Annotated in this window: 16 protein-coding genes; 9 read left to right on the plus strand and 7 right to left on the minus strand. The window is 60.9% G+C overall.

The annotated features are described in order from the left end of the window. Positions 1–40: 40 nt before the first annotated feature. From rpsI to K6N12_RS11605, 3 genes are all read right to left on the minus strand, one after another. Positions 41–508 carry a 30S ribosomal protein S9 gene (gene rpsI, locus K6N12_RS11595; protein ID WP_003587370.1) on the minus strand — a complete coding sequence of 156 codons (468 nt, stop codon included), beginning with the start codon at positions 506–508 and terminating at the stop codon, positions 41–43. Between the two features lies 1 nt (position 509). Then, positions 510–974, minus strand: coding sequence for a 50S ribosomal protein L13 (gene rplM, locus K6N12_RS11600; RefSeq protein ID WP_003573970.1), 465 nt, complete (start codon positions 972–974; stop codon positions 510–512). Positions 975–1,302: 328 nt separating this feature from the next. Next, positions 1,303–2,253 carry a LysR family transcriptional regulator gene (locus K6N12_RS11605; protein WP_179867136.1) on the minus strand — a complete coding sequence of 317 codons (951 nt, stop codon included), beginning with the start codon at positions 2,251–2,253 and terminating at the stop codon, positions 1,303–1,305. Positions 2,254–2,275: 22 nt separating this feature from the next. Here K6N12_RS11605 and K6N12_RS11610 point away from each other — a divergent pair, with 22 nt between their 5' ends. Both K6N12_RS11610 and K6N12_RS11615 read left to right on the plus strand, forming a co-directional pair. Next, positions 2,276–2,506 carry a DUF1127 domain-containing protein gene (locus tag K6N12_RS11610; RefSeq protein ID WP_097627167.1) on the plus strand — a complete coding sequence of 77 codons (231 nt, stop codon included), beginning with the start codon at positions 2,276–2,278 and terminating at the stop codon, positions 2,504–2,506. Between the two features lie 96 nt (positions 2,507–2,602). Then, entirely contained in the window at positions 2,603–3,427 is an 825-nt protein-coding gene (locus K6N12_RS11615) for an enoyl-CoA hydratase (RefSeq protein WP_097627169.1), read from the plus strand. On the opposite strand, the gene K6N12_RS11620 is transcribed toward K6N12_RS11615, so the two are convergent. Then, complete coding sequence (locus K6N12_RS11620) at positions 3,428–4,264, minus strand: EamA family transporter (RefSeq protein WP_097627171.1); 837 nt, start codon at positions 4,262–4,264, stop codon at positions 3,428–3,430. A gap of 475 nt (positions 4,265–4,739) precedes the next feature. Next, on the minus strand, positions 4,740–5,063 hold the full coding sequence (locus K6N12_RS11625) for a hypothetical protein (protein WP_097627173.1): 324 nt from the start codon (positions 5,061–5,063) through the stop codon (positions 4,740–4,742). Positions 5,064–5,181: 118 nt separating this feature from the next. Here K6N12_RS11625 and K6N12_RS11630 point away from each other — a divergent pair, with 118 nt between their 5' ends. The 4 genes from K6N12_RS11630 (at position 5,182) to K6N12_RS11645 (ending at position 9,769) form a co-directional block, all read left to right on the plus strand. Further along, the gene (locus tag K6N12_RS11630) at positions 5,182–5,610 is read left to right on the plus strand and encodes a CoA-binding protein (RefSeq protein ID WP_097627175.1); all 429 of its coding nucleotides are present in this window, start codon (positions 5,182–5,184) and stop codon (positions 5,608–5,610) included. Positions 5,611–5,753: 143 nt separating this feature from the next. Further along, entirely contained in the window at positions 5,754–7,037 is a 1,284-nt protein-coding gene (locus K6N12_RS11635; protein WP_097627177.1) for an O-acetylhomoserine aminocarboxypropyltransferase, read from the plus strand. A gap of 23 nt (positions 7,038–7,060) precedes the next feature. After that, entirely contained in the window at positions 7,061–7,405 is a 345-nt protein-coding gene (locus K6N12_RS11640) for a cupin domain-containing protein (RefSeq protein ID WP_097627178.1), read from the plus strand. A 234-nt stretch (positions 7,406–7,639) separates the two neighbouring features. Next, a complete protein-coding gene (locus K6N12_RS11645; RefSeq protein WP_097627180.1) occupies positions 7,640–9,769 on the plus strand; it encodes a bifunctional diguanylate cyclase/phosphodiesterase in 2,130 nt (709 codons plus the stop codon). 196 nt (positions 9,770–9,965) lie between these two features. Here K6N12_RS11645 and K6N12_RS11650 read toward each other — a convergent pair whose 3' ends face one another. Together K6N12_RS11650 and K6N12_RS11655 are read right to left on the minus strand one after the other, a co-directional pair. Beyond that, complete coding sequence (locus K6N12_RS11650; RefSeq protein WP_097627182.1) at positions 9,966–11,210, minus strand: cytochrome P450; 1,245 nt, start codon at positions 11,208–11,210, stop codon at positions 9,966–9,968. A 128-nt stretch (positions 11,211–11,338) separates the two neighbouring features. Next, complete coding sequence (locus K6N12_RS11655) at positions 11,339–12,592, minus strand: GGDEF domain-containing protein (protein ID WP_097627184.1); 1,254 nt, start codon at positions 12,590–12,592, stop codon at positions 11,339–11,341. A gap of 416 nt (positions 12,593–13,008) precedes the next feature. Here K6N12_RS11655 and clpP point away from each other — a divergent pair, with 416 nt between their 5' ends. The 3 genes from clpP to lon all read left to right on the plus strand — a co-directional run bounded on the left by clpP (position 13,009) and on the right by lon (position 18,056). After that, the gene (clpP, locus tag K6N12_RS11660) at positions 13,009–13,638 is read left to right on the plus strand and encodes an ATP-dependent Clp endopeptidase proteolytic subunit ClpP (protein WP_003573944.1); all 630 of its coding nucleotides are present in this window, start codon (positions 13,009–13,011) and stop codon (positions 13,636–13,638) included. Positions 13,639–13,939: 301 nt separating this feature from the next. Next, positions 13,940–15,217, plus strand: coding sequence for an ATP-dependent Clp protease ATP-binding subunit ClpX (gene clpX, locus K6N12_RS11665; protein ID WP_003573940.1), 1,278 nt, complete (start codon positions 13,940–13,942; stop codon positions 15,215–15,217). Positions 15,218–15,638: 421 nt separating this feature from the next. Next, entirely contained in the window at positions 15,639–18,056 is a 2,418-nt protein-coding gene (gene lon, locus K6N12_RS11670) for an endopeptidase La (RefSeq protein WP_097627185.1), read from the plus strand. Positions 18,057–18,228 lie beyond the last annotated feature (172 nt).

Genomic DNA, 18,228 nt, shown 5'->3' on the forward strand with positions numbered 1-18,228 from the left:
GTTGCCCCGGCCTTCGTAAAATTCCGTCTGTCCGAAGCGATTAACGCTTGGAGAACTGGAACGAGCGGCGGGCCTTTGCCTTGCCGTACTTCTTGCGTTCGACGACGCGGCTGTCGCGGGTCAGGAAGCCGCCCTTCTTCAGGACCGAGCGAAGGCCCGGTTCGAAGTAGGTGAGCGCCTTGGAGAGACCGTGGCGAACGGCACCGGCCTGGCCGGAGAGACCGCCGCCGGCGACGGTTGCGACGATGTCGAACTGGCCGTCACGGGCAGCTGCAACGATCGGCTGGCGCAGGATCATCTGCAGCACCGGACGGGCGAAATATTCCGCGAATTCCTTGCCGTTGACGATGATCTTGCCGGAGCCCGGCTTGACCCAGACGCGGGCGACGGCGTTCTTACGCTTGCCGGTTGCGTAGGAGCGGCCGAGCGAATCGACCTTGCGGACGTGGGCCGGAGCAGCAGCTTCGGTAGCCGTGCCGAGATCCTTCAGGGAGGAGAGGTCAGCCATATCAGGCGCTCCTTACATTCTTTTTGTTGAGCACGGCAACGTCGAGGGCGACCGGCTGCTGGGCTTCATGGGGATGGTTGGAGCCGGCGTAGACGCGCAGGTTCTTCATCTGGCGACGGCCAAGCGGGCCGCGGGGAACCATGCGTTCGACGGCCTTTTCGAGGACGCGCTCCGGGAAGCGGCCTTCGATGATCTGGCGAGCGGTGCGTTCCTTGATGCCGCCGGCAAAGCCGGTGTGCCAGTAGTAGACCTTGTCGGAATACTTCTTGCCGGTGAAAACGACCTTGTCGGCATTGATGACGATGACGTTGTCGCCGTCGTCAACGTGGGGCGTGAAGGTTGCCTTGTGCTTGCCGCGCAGGCGCATAGCGATGATGGAAGCGAGACGGCCAACGACCAGCCCTTCGGCGTCGATGATCACCCACTTCTTCTCCACCTCTGCAGGCTTCTGGGAGAAGGTTGCCATAGTGAATACTCTCTTTTGAGACCCCTGGCCCGAGGGCTTGAAGGGCGTTTCTTGTTGCTTGGATTGACAGGCTTGCGGCATGCCAAAAAGAAAGCAGCCCGGACAGGCTGCGTTCTGCGCGGTGTATAAAGGCAATGTGATAGGGGGTCAACATCGACTTTCCCGACGTCTGGAAAAAAGAACCAGCAAAAACAATAAGTTAGATATATGGTATTATGTTACCTCACTTTTGTTGACTGAAGGCCGGTGCATCGGACGTTTTCACGTCGCCCGTGGCGGGCTTGAGCCTGCCGGACTTTAAGGAGCGTGCCGCGGTCGAAAGCAGCCGCTAACCCTCGAACGCGCGCAGGCATTTCATCATTTCGCGAAGGCCGCGGGTCAGATGTTTGTCCCGCCGCAGAACCATGCCGAGGCGGCGCGTGAGCTTCGGCTGCAGCGATGATGTCGTCACCAGGCCGGCGCGGTCGCGCTGCACCGCCAGCCCCGGCAGGATCGACCAGCCGAGCCCGACAGCCACCAGTTCCTTGATCGCCTCGATGCTGCCGAACTCCATGGCCGGCCGGATCCGGGTGTCCGGTGCGGCCAGCCATGCGTCGATTGCCCGTCTCGTATTGCCGCCCTCGTAAAGCAAGAGCGTCCTGTCGCGCATGAAAGCGGCGTCCGGTCCGCCGTCGGGCATGCGGCTGCCGGCGGGCGCGACCGCCAGCAATTCCTCCTCGTAGAACGGTTCGATCTCAAGGTTCCGACCCGAGGCCGGTAGCGCGATGACGGCGATATCGAGGCTGTTGGCCTCCAGATCGCGCAAGACGTCGTCGGCATTGCCGATATGGACGGTGATTTCGAGGCCTGGCATGGATTTGCGGGCGGCGGAGATGGCCCGAGGAAGCAGGTGGATCGACGCGGTGCCGCCACTGCCGATGCGCACGCGACCGCTGGCGCCATCCCTGTGCGGCATCATCGCTTCCTCCGCGGCGGCCGCGTCCTGCAGCAGCCGCCTTGCGTGCGCCAACAGATCGAGGCCTGCCGCGGTCGGCTGCGCCCGCCGTCCGACGCGCTCGATCAGCCGGACGCCGAGCCGCTGTTCGAGCCCCTTGACCTGCAGGCTGACGGCCGGCTGCGTCAGCCCTTCCTTGTCGGCGGCCGCCGTGAAACTGCCGAGATCGGCAACGTGGACGAAGGTTGCGAGCTGATCCAACTTTAGCGCCATGCCAAAGAAATCCTTATGCCTCTCATAATATCCATAAGCTTCCTTCGCGGCATTCTCCAGCGCATCTTTCATCCATCGAAGAAAGGAAGACGAGATGGCCCTGGAATTGAGTGAGAGACTAGAGACGCCGCACGATATCGTTCGATCGAAATTTCGCGCAACGGCGCGCTGGGGCCGGCGGCTGCTGGCGGCGGTCGAACATCGGCTGGAAAAGCGCCGCAGTCGCCGCATACTGTGCGATCTCACCGAGGACGAACTTCGCGATGTCGGCCTGACCCGTGCGCAGGCGAGGGCCGAGACAGCAAAGTCCTGGTTCTGGTCGTAACGGCTGCGGCTCAGCGGAAAGCGCTGATCCTGCTCGAAATTGCCGGCGCCTTGTGGCAATACGTCCGTCTGGAAATCGAGCGCAGGGAGCAGCATCATGGCCGAAATCGTATCCTTCCCGGACGCAGGCAGGGCGGAGGGATTACTGCTCCGCTCGTTGCGCGACGGCGTGCTGCGTCTCGTGCTCAACAACCCGCCGGCCAATGCGCTGTCGATCGCGCTTCTCGAAGCGCTGATGGCCGAACTCGACAAGGCCGGATCGGACGCGAGCGTGCGCGTCCTCGTCATCGCCTCGACCGGCAATGTCTTTTCCGCCGGCCACGATCTCAAGGAACTCACCGCCCATCGTGCCGATGAAGATCAGGGAGCCGGTTTCTTCGACAAGGCCTTCCGGCTCTGCGCCGATCTGATGCTGAAAATCGCGAATCTGCCGAAGCCGGTCATCGCCGAGGTCGACGGGCTGGCGACGGCGGCCGGCTGCCAGCTCGTTGCCTCCTGCGATCTGGCGATCTGCACGGATACGTCGACATTCTGCACGCCGGGCGTCAATATCGGCCTGTTCTGTTCGACGCCGATGGTCGCTGTTACCCGGGCCGCGCATCGCAAGCAGGCGATGGAGATGCTGTTGACCGGCGAGACGATCGACGCCTCCACAGCTAAGGATTTCGGTCTCGTCAACCGCATCGTGCCGAAGCAGTATCTGGCGCAGGTCGTTGCCAAATATGCCGGCGTGATCGCCAGCAAGTCGTCTCTGACCCTGAAGATCGGTAAGGAAGCGTTCTACCGGCAGATCGAACTGCCGGTCGAGGCAGCCTATGATTATGCCGCCAAAGTGATGGTCGGCAATATGCTGACGCAGGATGCTGAGGAGGGGATCGGCGCCTTCCTCGGCAAGCGCGCCCCGGAATGGACCGGCGAGTGATCACGCCAGTTTCAGAACCAGTCCGCCGATGGCGATGACGACGCCGGCGGCGTAGCGCCAGACACTGGCTTTTTCCTTGAAGACAGTAATCGAGATCACCAGCGCAAAGAGGATTGCGGTTTCGCGCAGGGCGGCAACGGTTGCGACCGGGACTTTCGTCATAGCCCAGAGGGCCAGCCCGTAAGACGCGATCGAGCCGGCGCCGCCGATCAGGCCGCGCCACCAGTTGCAACGGACGTGACGCGCCACGGCGATGGTGCCGCGTTGCGAAACCGCCCAGGAAAACAGCAGCACCGGCGGCAGCAGCGACATCCACAATGTGTAGGAGACCGCATTGCCGGAAAGCCGCGCGCCGATGCCGTCGACATAGGTGTAGCTGGCGATGACGCAGGCATTGGCAAGCGAGAGCATGACGGCGCGGCTGCTGCCGCGCCGAGCCTCAAGAGCAAGCGTCAGCACACCGGCGCAGATCGTCATTGTGCCGGCCAGGGCGCCGCCGGAAAGATTTTCCTTCAGGATGAAACCGCTTGTCGCGGCGATCAGCAGCGGTGCGCAGCCGCGCATCAACGGATAGACGAGACCGATATCGCCGGCCCGGTAGGCGGCGGCGACCAGCTGGAAATAGGCGAATTGCAGGATGGCCGAAGCGCCGATGAACGGCCAGGCAGAGGCTTGCGGCAGCGGCAGGAATGCCAGGAACGGTAGAGTTGAAACCGCGCCGCCGGCCGAGATCAATGCCGCATCGAGGGATTTATCGCTTCCTGCCTTGACGATGGCGTTCCATGTCGCATGCAGCAATGCGCCGAAGAGAACGAGCAGGATGACGTCGAGCGGCAAGGGAGTAAATCCGGAAAAGATGAGAGACGCTGGAAACGCCTCGCCTTGGACGTTTCAAATTCCTGAAAAGACAACTGGGATTTGCACGAAAATACACGGCAGCGGTCGCGGACGTGTTGATGTGTCGAATAGCATTCTTTCGGCACGGGCACAATTGCGGCGCTTCGAGGCAATTTTTACGTGCGCGCGACATGCGTTCAATCCAGGCGATCCTTTCAACTATGAGATGTTTCTAATGGATACGGGAACGGAGCCCGATAGTATCGGGAACAAAAGAAGAAACCATTTGCGGGAACCCGGTAACCGACTATTCTATGATGCTGAAATATAGATATTATTCTATAACTTTGACATACTGGGATTTTAAAGCTTCTGATTGTGTAACTTTCGAAATATCGCAGCGCGGGATTGAATGCGCGCCTTTCGCAAACGCGAAAGACGCATAGTTCCTGCGGCGGTCAGGACGGCGAAACCATCAAAGTTGATAATGCGGAACGAACAGCATCCCGTCAAGGTTGTCGATGTTCTGGCAGTTCAGGACGGGACAGCGCGGATCGTCTTTCGAGGGGATATGCGTCCATTCCGCATAGTCGGTGGCATCGCAATAATTGCTGTTGCGGACATAGCGATCGTAAAGCTGCAGTCCGCGGGGAGACTGGTAACGGAAGATGACCGCACCCTGATTGTGAATGGCGGCGCGCACGCTGGCACAGCTCATGGCAAGCGGATTGTGGCGCGAGATCGCCAGCGCCGGCGATGCGGCGAGCACGAAAATGAGGGCAAGAGCGATTTTTTTCATCGAATCATCCTCAGGAGTATCCTGTTCATATATACGGGAAAGGCGTGCAGCCGGTTTCACGGAAATGCAAAAAAACCTGCGGGCCATGCCAATCGGCTTTGCAAGTGGAGAAGCGGACATGAACCACGACAGCTATACGGATGATTATCTCACCGGAATCCTGCATTCGGTAAAGACCATCGCGCTGACCGGCGCTTCGCCCAATCCGGCCCGGCCGAGCAACGGCGTCATGGGTTATCTGCTGTCGCGCGGCTACGAAGTCATCCCCGTCAATCCGGGGCAGGCGGGCAAGCAGATCCAAGGTCGCACCGTCTATGCCCGGCTCGCCGACATTCCCGTGCCGATCGACATGGTCGACGTTTTCCGCGCCGCCGAATATCTGGATGGGGTGGTCGAGGAGGCCTTAGCGCTGAGGCCGCTGCCGCAGATCATCTGGGCCCAGCTCGGCGTGCGTGACGACGCGGCCGCGGCAAAGGCGGAAGCGGCCGGAATCAAGGTGGTGATGAACCGCTGCCCGGCGATCGAATATCCCCGTCTCATCGCCTGACCTCGTTGGCTGCTCTCGTTGCTTGAGTCGCTGTCGGCTGAGACGGATTTTCCACCGAACGCCTATGGGTTGAAACGGATCGCGATTAACTTTCGTTAGCGACAGGCTATGATCCTGCCCGTCAGCAACAACTGGAGGACGACATGGCCAAGAACGATCCGGGATTCAACACGTTGGCGATCCATGCCGGCGCCCAGCCCGACCCGGCGACCGGCGCGCGGGTCACGCCGATCTATCAGACGACCGCCTTTGTCTTCGATGATTCCGATCATGCCGCCGCCCTCTTCGGCCTGCAGGCCTTCGGCAACATCTACACCCGCATCATGAACCCGACGCAGGCCGTGCTCGAGGAGCGCGTCGCAGCGCTCGAAGGCGGCACGGCAGCCCTTGCCGTCGCCTCCGGCCATGCGGCGCAGATGATCGTCTTCCACACCATCATGCGCCCCGGCGAGAATTTCATCGCCGCCAACAGGCTCTATGGCGGCTCGATCAACCAGTTCGGCCACGCCTTCGAGAATTTCGGCTGGCAGGTGCGCTGGGCCGATCCCGCCGACCCGGCAAGCTTCGAAAGCCAGATCGATGACAAGACGCGCGGCATCTTCATCGAAAGCCTGGCCAATCCCGGCGGCACCTTCGTCGATATCGCCGCCATCGCCGATGTCGCCCATCGCAACGGCCTGCCGCTGATCGTCGACAATACGATGGCAACCCCTTATCTGATCCGCCCGATCGAGCACGGTGCCGATATCGTCGTGCATTCGCTGACGAAATTTCTCGGCGGTCACGGCAATTCCATGGGCGGCCTCATCGTCGACGGCGGCACTTTCGACTGGTCGAAATCCGGCAACTACCCGATGCTGTCGAGCCCGCGGCCGGAATATAACGGCATGGTCCTGCACGCGACCTTCGGCAATTTCGCCTTTGCGATCGCTGCCCGCGTGCTCGGCCTGCGCGATCTTGGCCCGGCAATCTCGCCCTTCAATGCCTTCCTGATCCTGACCGGCATCGAGACGCTGCCGCTGCGCATGCAGCGCCACAGCGACAATGCGATCGCCGTCGCAAAGTGGCTGAAGGCGCACAGCAAGATCGCCTGGGTCAATTATGCCGGCCTCGACGACGACCCGAACCACGTCCTGCAGCAACGCTATTCGCCGAAAGGCGCCGGTTCCGTCTTCACCTTCGGCGTCGAGGGCGGCTACGAGGCAGGCAAGACGCTGGTCGAGGGGCTGCAGCTCTTCTCCCATCTTGCCAATATCGGCGACACCCGCTCGCTGGTCATCCATCCGGCCTCGACGACGCACCGGCAGTTGAGCGACGAGCAGAAGATCGCCGCCGGCGCCGGGCCCGACGTGGTGCGCCTTTCCGTCGGCATCGAGGACGTCAAGGACATCATCGCCGATCTCGAACAGGCGCTCTCGAAAATCTGACATCGGAGAGGTCCGTGACGACCATGGCAAATTTCATTCACTTCCGCATTGACGGCGTCGAACCGGAGTTCGGCGCCCCGGAGCCCGGCCGGATCATCTCCGGCGATCCGCAATTCCGCAGCTGGAACCTGGAGGAAGCCGCAGGCGGGCTCTATTCCGGCATCTGGGAGGCGACGCCGGGCAAATGGCGGATCGTCTATGAGGAATGGGAATATTTCAGCCTGCTGTCCGGCCATTCGATCGTGACCGAGGATGGCGGCGAGCCGATTCATCTGAAGATCGGCGACCGGATGATCTTAAGACCCGGCTTCAAAGGGACGTGGGAAGTCGTTGAAACGACTCGCAAGGATTATGTGATCAAGGTCTAAGTAGCGCCGGTAAATCGCCGCCGTTGACGGCGGGCCTGTCCCGATTTGCGGCGAGGGCGGCCCGTTTTTCCTCAAATGCGTGCGCCTCTTTGCCGGATAGAAAGCTTTTAACCAATCCCATTAATCCGCCCTACATTGTCAAAATGCTATATCTTGTCTGCAGCGCATAGCGGACATGATGTCTCCTGCCGTCCCCCAGACATGGCCTTGCAATTAACATTTTGCGGAATTTGCATGTCGTCGACTCTTGCAGGTAGGCACGTTCGCACCCAAACGTCTTCCATCATCGCGACGACGGTCTGTTTCCTTGTCGTCGCCCTCATCCTGACCGGCTTGATGGCGCATGTCGTCGTCACGATGACCCGGTCGGCGAATGAGATCGATGATGCCAGGGCCACGCGCGCCGCCCGTGCGGCAATCGGAGCCTTTGTGGCGCGCCTGAGCGGGACGACGACTGACAATGCCATTTGGGACGATGCCTATAGTGCAGCCTCGTCTCCGACCGCGGCCGCTTGGGCCTATGAAAATTGGGGAAAGACCAGCGAGGATTACGCGCTGTATGACGGTGCGGTCGTCATCGGCCCCGACCGCTCTTCGATCGTCTCCGCCTATGCCAAAGGCAAGCCCTTCGAGCCGAGCGCCTTTTTCGGCGAAGGCTTTTATCGGCAGATCAGAGTAGCTGCCGATCCCGCGCGGGCGCCGGTGGTCAATTTCATCAAGACCGAAAGCGGCATCGCCCTGCTCGCATCGCAGGCGATCCAGCCATACGAGGCCGCCACCGAGCTTCCGAAGCTCAGCACACTGACCTTTTACAAGGAATTTTCGCCCGAGGTTCTCGACGCACTCTCGAACGAACATGAACTGGAGGGCTTACACCTTGAGACGAAGCCCAGGCCGGAATTTCTGAACACGCCGATTACAGACATGAAGGGGGCCGTCATCGGCTATCTCGTCTGGCCGAGCAAGGCGCCGGGAAGCACCGTGTTTCAGCAGGTGACGCCCTATGTCGCGGCCGCCGTCGCCATCCTTGCGCTGTTCCTGATCGGCGTGCTGATGGTCGGCGCGTCCGAGGCGCGGCGCCTGCGCCAATTGGCGCAAGCAGCGCTTTTCGAAGCGAGCCATGACAGCCTGAGCGGCCTGTTGAACAGACATGGTCTTCTCAACCTGTTGGAAGAGTTCGAGAGTTCGGGCTCTTCGCCGCCACGGCTTTATCTGGTCGACCTCGATGGTTTCAAGGCCGTCAACGATGCCTGGGGGCACGCGGTCGGCGATGATTTGATCCGGCTGGTCTCGAACGCGCTGACGGCCTGCCACCCCGAAGTCGTTGCCGCGGCGCGGCTGGGAGGCGATGAATTTGCGCTGGTGCATGTTGGGTCCGCCACCTGCGAAGATATGGAGAAGACCATTCTGGCGCTGTTTGCCGAGCCCTTCAAAATCGACGGCCGGACGATCGAAGTCGGCGCAAGCATCGGAGCTGCCGCGGGCGACGCAGACATCGAGCCCTTGGAGCTTCTCCGCAGAGCGGACATGGCCCTCTATCGCGCCAAGGCCAATGGCCGAGGCCAAGCGATCGAATACGACCCCGAGCTGGACGAGGAGCGCCAGCGGGTCGCCGAACTGGAAGGCCTTTTGAAAGGCGCCATCGGCAGTGGTGCGATCGAGGCCGTTTTTCAGCCTCTCGTCTCTGCGACGACAGGCGCTGTCACCGGTTTGGAAGCGCTGGCGCGCTGGCGAACGTCGACAGGAAACATCAGCCCGGAGATTTTCATTCCTCTCGCCGAGCGGTGCGGCCTCATCGATGCGCTGGGCGTTCACATGCTGAGAACATCGATCGAGCATGCCAGGAGCTGGCCCGATCTGGCATTGTCTGTGAACGTCTCGCCAATCCAGCTCTGCAATCCGGAATTTGCCGCCGAAGTGATTTCGGTCCTGCAGGAGCTCGACTTCGATCCAAAGCGCCTGACCTTGGAGATTACCGAAGGCGTCCTGATGACGAATCCGGATCAGGCTCGGCGGTCGATAGACCAGCTCAAGCGCGTCGGCATAAAATTCGCGCTTGATGACTTTGGCTGCGGTTATGCCAGCATTGGCGCATTGCGGCAGTTCGGGTTCGATCGCATGAAGATCGACCGCTCGCTTGTGTCCGCTCTCGATGAAGGCGCCAATGGCGCCGATGTTCTTCGGGCGACCATTTCGCTTGCCACCGCCCTGCAAATTCCCGTGACCGCTGAAGGCATCGAGAACAGCCGCCAGGCTGCGATCTTGCGAGAGGCCGGCTGCGATCAGCTTCAGGGGTATCTGATCGGCAGACCGATGTCGGCACGCGACATATCCAGCAAGCTGGAAGAACAGTCGGCCGCCTGACGCCGTGGATTTCGTGGCATATGCTCCGATCAGGCGTACCAACCAGCACTTTCCGCATCGATTGCCACATTTTCAGGCATGGCCGTCGCCGGGTCATGCGGCGGCTGTCTCGATAAGTTTTGTCAATCCGCGTTTTCAATCAAAAGGCTGAGGCTGCGGTATCACCGGCCGCTACGGCTGATCTGTCAGGGGTGGATCACCACTGCAGATCCAGCCGGTCAAGCCCGTGGAAATGATAGACATCCTTGACCACAGGCGTCTTCGCCAGCTTCAGACCGGAAAGCCGCTCGAAGAGGATCGGCAGCACGATGTTGAGTTCCAGCCGCGCCAGCGGCGCGCCGATGCAGAAATGGATGCCGGCGCCGAAGGAGAGGTTCGCCGCCTCGTTGCGGTCGGGCCGGAAGGCGAGGGGATCGGTGAATTTCGCCGGATCGAGATTGGCGGCGGCGAGGACGAGGCTGACCTTGTCGCCGCGCTGGAAGGAGACGCCGTCGATTTCGGCGGGCTCCAGCGCCCAGCGCTGGAAGATGTGGACCGGCGCGCAGATGCGCAGGGTTTCCTCGACGGTGCGCTCGGTCGTCGCCTCGTCACGGAAGAGCGCAGCCGGATCTGAGCCGCTTTCGAGGATGGTGCGCACGGAATTGCCGATCTGGTGCACGGTCGCCTCGTGCCCGGCATTGAGCAGCACGATCGTCGTCGAGATCAGCTCTTCCTCGGTGAGATACTGTCCCTTGTGCTCGGTATGGATCATGTGGGTCAGCAGGTCGTCGCGCGGCTCGGCGCGGCGCTCGGCGATCACTGTTCTGACGTAGTCGGAAAATTCCTTCGCCGCCCGTTCGGCCTCATCCTCCTGCTCGCGCGTGCGGCCGAACATGTACATGCGGACATAGGCGTGCGACCAGGCAAGCAGCTGCGGCCCCATCTCCTCTGGAATGCCGATCATCCGGGCGATCATCGTCACCGGAATGATGTCGGCAAAGGCCGAGAGCAGCTCGACCTCGCGCTTGTCGGCGAATCCGTCGATCAGCCGGTTGGCAAGCTCGGCAAGCTCCGGCTTCATCTTCTCGACATGGCGGGAGACGAAGGCGCGGTTGACCAGCGTGCGCAGCCGCGTGTGCTCCGGCGGTTCGAGTTCGAGCAGGGAATAGCGTTCCGAGAGATCGAAACTGGCAAGGTGCGGCATCGGCTCGGCAAGGCCGAGCTCCTCGCGGCTGGCGATATGCAGGATCTGCCGACCGAAGCGGCGGTCGCGCAGCAGACCGTTCACGTGCTCGTAACCCGTGAAGAACCATTGCTTCTGCTCGGTCCAGTAGAACGTCGGACAATGGGCGTGAAGTGCGGCATAGACGGCATTCGGATCGCCATAGAAGGCCGGATTGCGGGCGTCCAGCGAGACGTGGCGGTTGGATGAATCGATCGAGAGAAAGGGCGGTATCGTCATGACGCGAAGGCTTAGCGGATTTGCCGGGCCTCGGAAAGATGGCGGGGCGAGGGCAAGCCGTCCTGAAACGACGCGCCGATCGCATTAAGATCCGTGTCTAACCGTGGGGATTGACTCCGGTTTTCCGGTCAGCCGGCCCGCGACAGCGTGCCCATGCGCCGCAGCGCCTCGACCTGGTCGTCGACCGTCGGCACGAGTTCGCCGGCGGTGGTGCTCGGCGTTGCCGGGGCCGGGGCTGCGGCCTCGGCTTTGCCGAAGGTGACCGTGCAGTTGCGGCCAGCGCCCTTTGCGGCATAGAGCGCCCGGTCGGCGGCCGAGATCAGCTTGTCGATATTGGCTTCGAGCGAGGAGGCGAGCGCGATGCCGATGCTGACGGTGACCGGAACGATAGCTTCGCCGGTGCTGACGGGCAGGCGGCAAAATTCGGTTCGGATCGCTTCGGCGATCGCCTCAGCTTCGGTCTGGTCGGTGACCGCGGCGAAGGCTGCGAATTCTTCGCCGCCCATGCGGCCGAAGATGCTGTTTGGAATATACTGGCGGGCCATGCGGGCGAAAGCCGTCAGCACGGCATCGCCGGACTGGTGGCCGAAACGGTCGTTGACGCGCTTGAAATGATCGAGATCGAAGAGCATCACCGCGACCTGGTGTTGCTCGTCATGGGCTTTTTCCTGGATGGCGTCGAAATAGCCGAGCAGGCCGCGGCGGTTGAGCACACCCGTCAGCGAATCAGTGAGCGTGAGGGCGCGCAGGTGCCGCTCGGAGCGCTCCATGATCAGCCGGCAAGTGAAGGCGAAGGCGATGGTGAGCAGGAAGGCGCTTGCCATGGCGGAGGCGCCGCCGAGATTGGTTGCCTCGATATCGCTTGGCAGCGTCAGCGCCATCGTCAGCGCTGAGCCGAAGCACAGGCAGCCCTGGATGACGAAGACGCCCATCAGCTTGACGCGGGTGCGCTCGCGGCGCATGTCGCCGGCGGAAACCGCCAGGGCAAGCGCCGTCGCCCCTGTCGCCGAAGCGAGGTTGTAGAGCACCACCCGGTTTGAATAGTCGCTGTTGACCCAGGGCAGGAAGACGCCAGCGAGCCAGATCGCCGGCGGCAGCAGCGCCCACCATTCGATCTTCTTGCGGTCGAGCGCCAGAAAACCCGCCACCCAGGCGCTCTGGCCGAGCAGCGCGATGGCATTGCCGATCTCAATCGACAGCAGGCTGGGGACCTGGTCGCGCAGCGCGATCATCGCAAAACCGATGCCGGTCAGCAGGAAGCCGAGGCCCCAATAGAGATAGGCCTCGTTCCGGACATTGTGGCGCCAGGCGACGAACAGCACCAAAGCGAGCGTCATGGCCTCCGAACACCAGATGGCGAGACCTGTAGCGATATTGAACACGGCAGCAACCCCTTGCCCGTCTGTCTTATCGGGTGGCCTTGTCTGTCGGCCCCGATCTGTTGGCTTGCATCCTTGCCGAGGAAGCTCGCCACTTCCTTAATGCTGCTGCGCTGCGGTATGGTTTTTGGCGGATATCTCCCGGTAAGCTTTCCGCCGGGTAAATGTGTGTGAGCACTCTCGAATGGAGTAAGCATTCCTTCATCCTGTCATGGAGAAAAGCCGGGGAAGGCGGTGCCATAGGCTCGCCGTTAACAGGCGCTTGTTGGAAAGAGGCTACAGCCAGGGCCACCTTGCCCGCCTTCTTAACGTTATCCGCATGCGTGTCTTGAAGAGAAGGGCACGGACACTCTATGTAGGGATAAGACATTTTCTTTGATTCCCGGCGCCGGCCGGCGAGACGTTGACAAAGGACGCACATGAGAAACCCAGTCGATACCGCAATGGCCCTCGTGCCGATGGTCGTGGAACAGACCAACCGCGGTGAACGCTCCTACGACATCTATTCCCGTCTGTTGAAGGAGCGCATCATCTTCCTGACCGGTGCCGTCGAAGACCATATGGCAACGCTCGTGTGCGCCCAGCTTCTCTTCCTCGAGGCCGAAAACCCGAAGAAAGAAATCGCCCTCTACATCAATTCGCCGGGCGGCGTCGTCACCGCCGGCATGGCGATCTACGACACGATGCAGTTCATCAAGCCGGCGGTTTCGACGCTCTGCATCGGCCAGGCCGCATCCATGGGCTCGCTGCTGCTGGCCGCCGGCCACAAGGATATGCGCTTCGCCACGCCGAATTCCCGCATCATGGTGCATCAGCCGTCGGGCGGCTTCCAGGGCCAGGCCTCGGACATCGAACGCCACGCCCGCGACATCCTGAAGATGAAGCGCCGCCTGAACGAGGTCTATGTCAAGCACACCGGCCGCACCTACGAGGAAGTTGAAAAGACCCTCGATCGTGACCATTTCATGGATGCGGACGAAGCCCAGGGCTGGGGCGTGATCGACAAGGTTCTGACGTCGCGCCTCGAAATGGAAGGCGAACAGGCCTAGTAATTAATTGGGATGGTGTTTTCGTCGCCACAGTTCTATCTCATTTGTGATCGAACAAGGCTTTCAACTGGCGACGAAGACGCTAATAGTAGCTATTAATGCTATGTTGAAATTTTATGACATAGCATCGGCATTCGAAGGGGAATTCGTTGCCACCGGAACCCGGACATGATCGATTGGGCCCGGTTCGTAGCCCCTGAAGCCCTTCTCGGCAAAGGCTCCGGTGACGGAGTGCCGCCAGGAGCTGATTGAGTGGACCGCGATTTCGCCTTGAAATGCGGCGTGCTGGAAGGAAAGTGATATGAGCAAGGTCAGCGGCAGCAACGGCGGCGACTCCAAGAACACACTCTATTGTTCGTTCTGCGGAAAGAGCCAGCACGAAGTCCGGAAACTGATTGCCGGACCGACCGTCTTCATCTGCGATGAATGCGTCGAATTGTGCATGGACATCATCCGCGAGGAGAACAAGTCCTCGATGGTCAAGTCCCGCGACGGCGTTCCGACGCCCCAGGACATCATCAAGGTCCTCGACGAATACGTCATCGGCCAGCGGCAGGCGAAGAAGATCTTGTCGGTCGCCGTTCACAACCATTACAAGCGCCTGGCGCACGCCTCCAAGAACGGCGAAGTCGAGCTGGCGAAGTCGAACATCATGCTGGTCGGCCCGACCGGCTGCGGCAAGACCTATCTCGCCCAGACGCTCGCCCGCATCATCGACGTTCCGTTCACCATGGCCGATGCGACGACGCTGACCGAAGCCGGTTACGTCGGCGAAGACGTCGAAAACATCATCCTCAAGCTTCTGCAGTCGGCCGACTACAATGTCGAGCGCGCCCAGCGCGGCATCGTCTATATCGACGAAGTCGACAAGATTTCGCGCAAGTCCGACAATCCGTCGATCACCCGCGACGTCTCGGGCGAGGGCGTGCAGCAGGCGCTGTTGAAGATCATGGAAGGCACGGTCGCTTCCGTTCCGCCGCAGGGCGGCCGCAAGCATCCGCAGCAGGAATTCCTCCAGGTCGACACGACCAACATCCTGTTCATCTGCGGCGGCGCCTTCGCCGGTCTCGACAAGATCATCTCCGCACGTGGCGAGAAGACCTCGATCGGCTTCGGCGCCACCGTCAAGGCCCAGGACGACCGCCGCGTCGGCGAAGTCCTGCGCGAACTGGAGCCGGAAGACCTGGTCAAGTTCGGCCTCATCCCCGAATTCATCGGCCGTCTGCCGGTTCTGGCGACGCTGGAGGATCTCGATGAGGATGCGCTGATCCAGATCTTGTCGGAGCCGAAGAACGCGCTGATCAAGCAGTATCAGCGCCTGTTCGAGATGGAAGACGTGGAACTGACCTTCCACGAGGATGCCCTGCGCGAAATCGCCCGCAAGGCGATCGTCCGCAAGACCGGCGCCCGGGGCCTTCGCTCGATCATGGAGAAGATCCTGCTCGACACGATGTTCGAATTGCCGACGCTGGAAGGTGTGCGCGAAGTCGTCATCTCCGAGGAAGTGGTGCGCGGTTCGGCCCGCCCGCTTTACATCTATGCCGATCGTCAGGAAGAAAAGGCCAACGCTTCGGCGTAACCTTTGCGCTTTCGCACGATTATTTTGGGGGCTTGCCATCGGCGGGCCCCTTTCTATTTGAAAAACCATCCGAGGCACTGTTAGTATTCTGCCGGTGGGAACCGGAATTGACTTTGCCGATGTTGGGAAGGGGCCGATGTTGTGCAAGGAAGAGTGCTTGGCAATGATGCCGTGATTCCGTAAGCCTATTGTCGGTGCTTGTATTTTAGTCGGTTGGAAGTGGTAAGCGCCGGTCCAGCCACGCGCTTCATAGTGTTGGTGTTCCGTTGTAATAAAGCTGTCACATCCGGGGAACGCGGGCGTTAGCGTGGCTTGAAAAGCGTAGTCAGAACCTCCACTTGTAGCAACAAGTGAGAGTGCCGGCCGGTCCCAAGCGGCCGTGCAGAGAGCCCGGTAACGGGACGATGGAAAGGACTTAAAAATGACGAAGAAAACGTCTGTAGCGAGCAGCACTGCCTACCCTGTTCTGCCTTTGCGCGACATCGTGGTTTTCCCGCATATGATCGTGCCGCTGTTCGTCGGACGGGAAAAGTCGATCCGTGCGCTCGAAGAGGTCATGGGTTCCGACAAGCAGATCATGCTGGTGACGCAGATCAACGCCAGTGACGACGATCCGGATCCCTCCGCGATCCACAAGGTCGGCACCGTGGCGAACGTATTGCAGCTCTTGAAGCTGCCCGATGGCACGGTCAAGGTTCTGGTCGAAGGCCGCGCCCGCGCCGAGATCGACACCTATACCAGCCGCGAAGATTTCTATGAGGCGCTCGGCCATGTGCTTGAGGAGCCGCACGACGATCCGGTCGAGCTGGAAGCCTTGTCGCGTTCGGTCGTCTCCGAATTCGAAAGCTATGTGAAGCTCAACAAGAAGATTTCGCCTGAGGTGGTAGGTGCCGCCAGCCAGATCGACGACTATTCCAAGCTCGCCGATACGGTCGCTTCGCATCTGTCGATCAAGATCACCGAGAAGCAGGAGATGCTGGAAACCACCAGCGTCAAGGCCCGCCTCGAAAAGGCCCTCGGCTTCATGGAAGGCGAGATTTCGGTCCTGCAGGTCGAAAAGCGCATCCGCTCGCGCGTCAAGCGCCAGATGGAAAAGACCCAGCGCGAATACTACCTGAACGAACAGATGAAGGCGATCCAGAAGGAACTCGGCGACGGCGAAGAAGGCCGCGACGAGATGAGCGAACTGGAAGAGCGCATCGCCAAGACCAAGCTCTCCAAGGAGGCCCGTGAAAAGGCTGACGCGGAGCTGAAGAAGCTGCGCCAGATGAGCCCGATGTCGGCTGAAGCCACCGTCGTGCGCAATTATCTGGACTGGCTGCTCGGCATCCCCTGGGGCAAGAAGTCGAAGATCAAGGCCGATCTCAACAATGCCGAGAAGATCCTCGAAGCCGATCACTTCGGTCTCGACAAGGTCAAGGAGCGCATCGTCGAATATCTGGCCGTGCAGGCTCGCGCCACCAAGATCAAGGGCCCGATCCTGTGCCTCGTCGGCCCTCCCGGTGTCGGCAAGACCTCGCTCGCCCAGTCGATCGCCAAGGCGACCGGCCGTGAGTATGTCCGCATGGCGCTCGGCGGCGTTCGTGACGAAGCCGAAATCCGCGGCCACCGCCGCACCTATATCGGCTCGATGCCCGGCAAGGTCATCCAGTCGATGAAGAAGGCGAAGAAGTCGAACCCGCTGTTCCTGCTCGACGAAATCGACAAGCTCGGCCAGGACTATCGCGGTGATCCGTCTTCGGCCCTGCTCGAGGTGCTCGATCCGGCGCAGAACTCGACCTTCATGGATCATTACCTGGAAGTCGAATACGACCTGTCGGACGTGATGTTCATCACGACGGCGAATACGCTGAACATCCCTGCGCCGCTGATGGACCGCATGGAGATCATCCGTATCGCCGGCTACACCGAAGATGAAAAGCGCGAGATCGCCAAGCGGCATCTGCTGCCGAAGGCCATCAAGGAACATGCGTTGCAGCCGGAAGAATTCTCGGTCAGCGACGACGCTCTGATGGCGATCAGCCAGCAGTACACCCGTGAAGCCGGTGTGCGCAGCTTCGAACGTGAACTGATGAAGCTCGCCCGCAAGGCGGTCACCGAGATCATCAAGGGCAAGACGAAGTCCGTGCATGTGACGGCCGCCAACATCTCCGACTATCTGGGTGTTCCGCGCTTCCGCCATGGCGAAGCCGAGGGCGAGGATCAGGTCGGCGTTGTCACCGGCCTTGCCTGGACGGAAGTCGGCGGCGAACTGCTGACCATCGAAGGCGTGATGATGCCGGGCAAGGGCCGCATGACGGTCACCGGCAATCTGAAGGAAGTCATGAAGGAATCGATCTCGGCGGCGGCCTCCTACGTCCGCTCGCGCGCTGTCGATTTCGGCATCGAGCCGCCGCGCTTCGACAAGAGCGACATCCACGTGCACGTGCCGGAAGGCGCGACGCCGAAGGATGGCCCCTCGGCCGGCGTCGCTATGGCGACCGCCATCGTCTCGATCATGACCGGTATCCCGGTGAACAGACACGTGGCCATGACCGGTGAAATCACCCTTCGCGGCCGTGTGCTGCCGATCGGCGGTCTCAAGGAAAAGCTGCTCGCAGCGCTTCGTGGCGGCATCAAGAAGGTGCTGATTCCGGAAGAAAACGCCAAGGACCTGGCGGAGATTCCGGACAACGTGAAGAACAGCATGGAGATCATCCCGGTGTCCCGCATGGGCGAGGTGATCAAGCATGCGCTGGTCCGGCGGCCGGAGCCGATCGAATGGGACGGCACGGTGGAAACGCCTGTCATCACCTCGGTCGAAGGCCTCGACGAGACGGGCGCGACCATAGCGCATTGAGTGGCCTCGGCCACATTTATGCCCCATTGGCTGAAAAGACGGAAAAAGGCTGGCGAAAACGCCAGCCTTTTTTGTGAAAACGTCATGTAGACGCTTGCTTTTCCTTGATTTGCAGGGCTTTTGGGTTCCCGGCGGGCCTGATGAAACCTATTCTGCGCCTAGCTTACTTTTG

Source organism: Rhizobium redzepovicii, assembly GCF_019793435.1.
Taxonomy (GTDB): Bacteria; Pseudomonadota; Alphaproteobacteria; order Rhizobiales; family Rhizobiaceae; genus Rhizobium; species Rhizobium redzepovicii.

Coding starts and splice junctions, on each gene's coding strand:
- K6N12_RS11650 (WP_097627182.1), bottom strand. CDS start 11,210: ATGACGATACCGCCCTTTCTCTCGATCGATTCATCCAACCGCCACGTC.
- K6N12_RS11640 (WP_097627178.1), top strand. CDS start 7,061: ATGGCAAATTTCATTCACTTCCGCATTGACGGCGTCGAACCGGAGTTC.
- K6N12_RS11615 (WP_097627169.1), top strand. CDS start 2,603: ATGGCCGAAATCGTATCCTTCCCGGACGCAGGCAGGGCGGAGGGATTA.
- K6N12_RS11630 (WP_097627175.1), top strand. CDS start 5,182: ATGAACCACGACAGCTATACGGATGATTATCTCACCGGAATCCTGCAT.
- clpX (WP_003573940.1), top strand. CDS start 13,940: ATGAGCAAGGTCAGCGGCAGCAACGGCGGCGACTCCAAGAACACACTC.
- K6N12_RS11610 (WP_097627167.1), top strand. CDS start 2,276: ATGGCCCTGGAATTGAGTGAGAGACTAGAGACGCCGCACGATATCGTT.
- K6N12_RS11645 (WP_097627180.1), top strand. CDS start 7,640: ATGTCGTCGACTCTTGCAGGTAGGCACGTTCGCACCCAAACGTCTTCC.
- K6N12_RS11605 (WP_179867136.1), bottom strand. CDS start 2,253: ATGAAAGATGCGCTGGAGAATGCCGCGAAGGAAGCTTATGGATATTAT.
- lon (WP_097627185.1), top strand. CDS start 15,639: ATGACGAAGAAAACGTCTGTAGCGAGCAGCACTGCCTACCCTGTTCTG.
- K6N12_RS11625 (WP_097627173.1), bottom strand. CDS start 5,063: ATGAAAAAAATCGCTCTTGCCCTCATTTTCGTGCTCGCCGCATCGCCG.
- rpsI (WP_003587370.1), bottom strand. CDS start 508: ATGGCTGACCTCTCCTCCCTGAAGGATCTCGGCACGGCTACCGAAGCT.
- K6N12_RS11635 (WP_097627177.1), top strand. CDS start 5,754: ATGGCCAAGAACGATCCGGGATTCAACACGTTGGCGATCCATGCCGGC.
- rplM (WP_003573970.1), bottom strand. CDS start 974: ATGGCAACCTTCTCCCAGAAGCCTGCAGAGGTGGAGAAGAAGTGGGTG.
- clpP (WP_003573944.1), top strand. CDS start 13,009: ATGAGAAACCCAGTCGATACCGCAATGGCCCTCGTGCCGATGGTCGTG.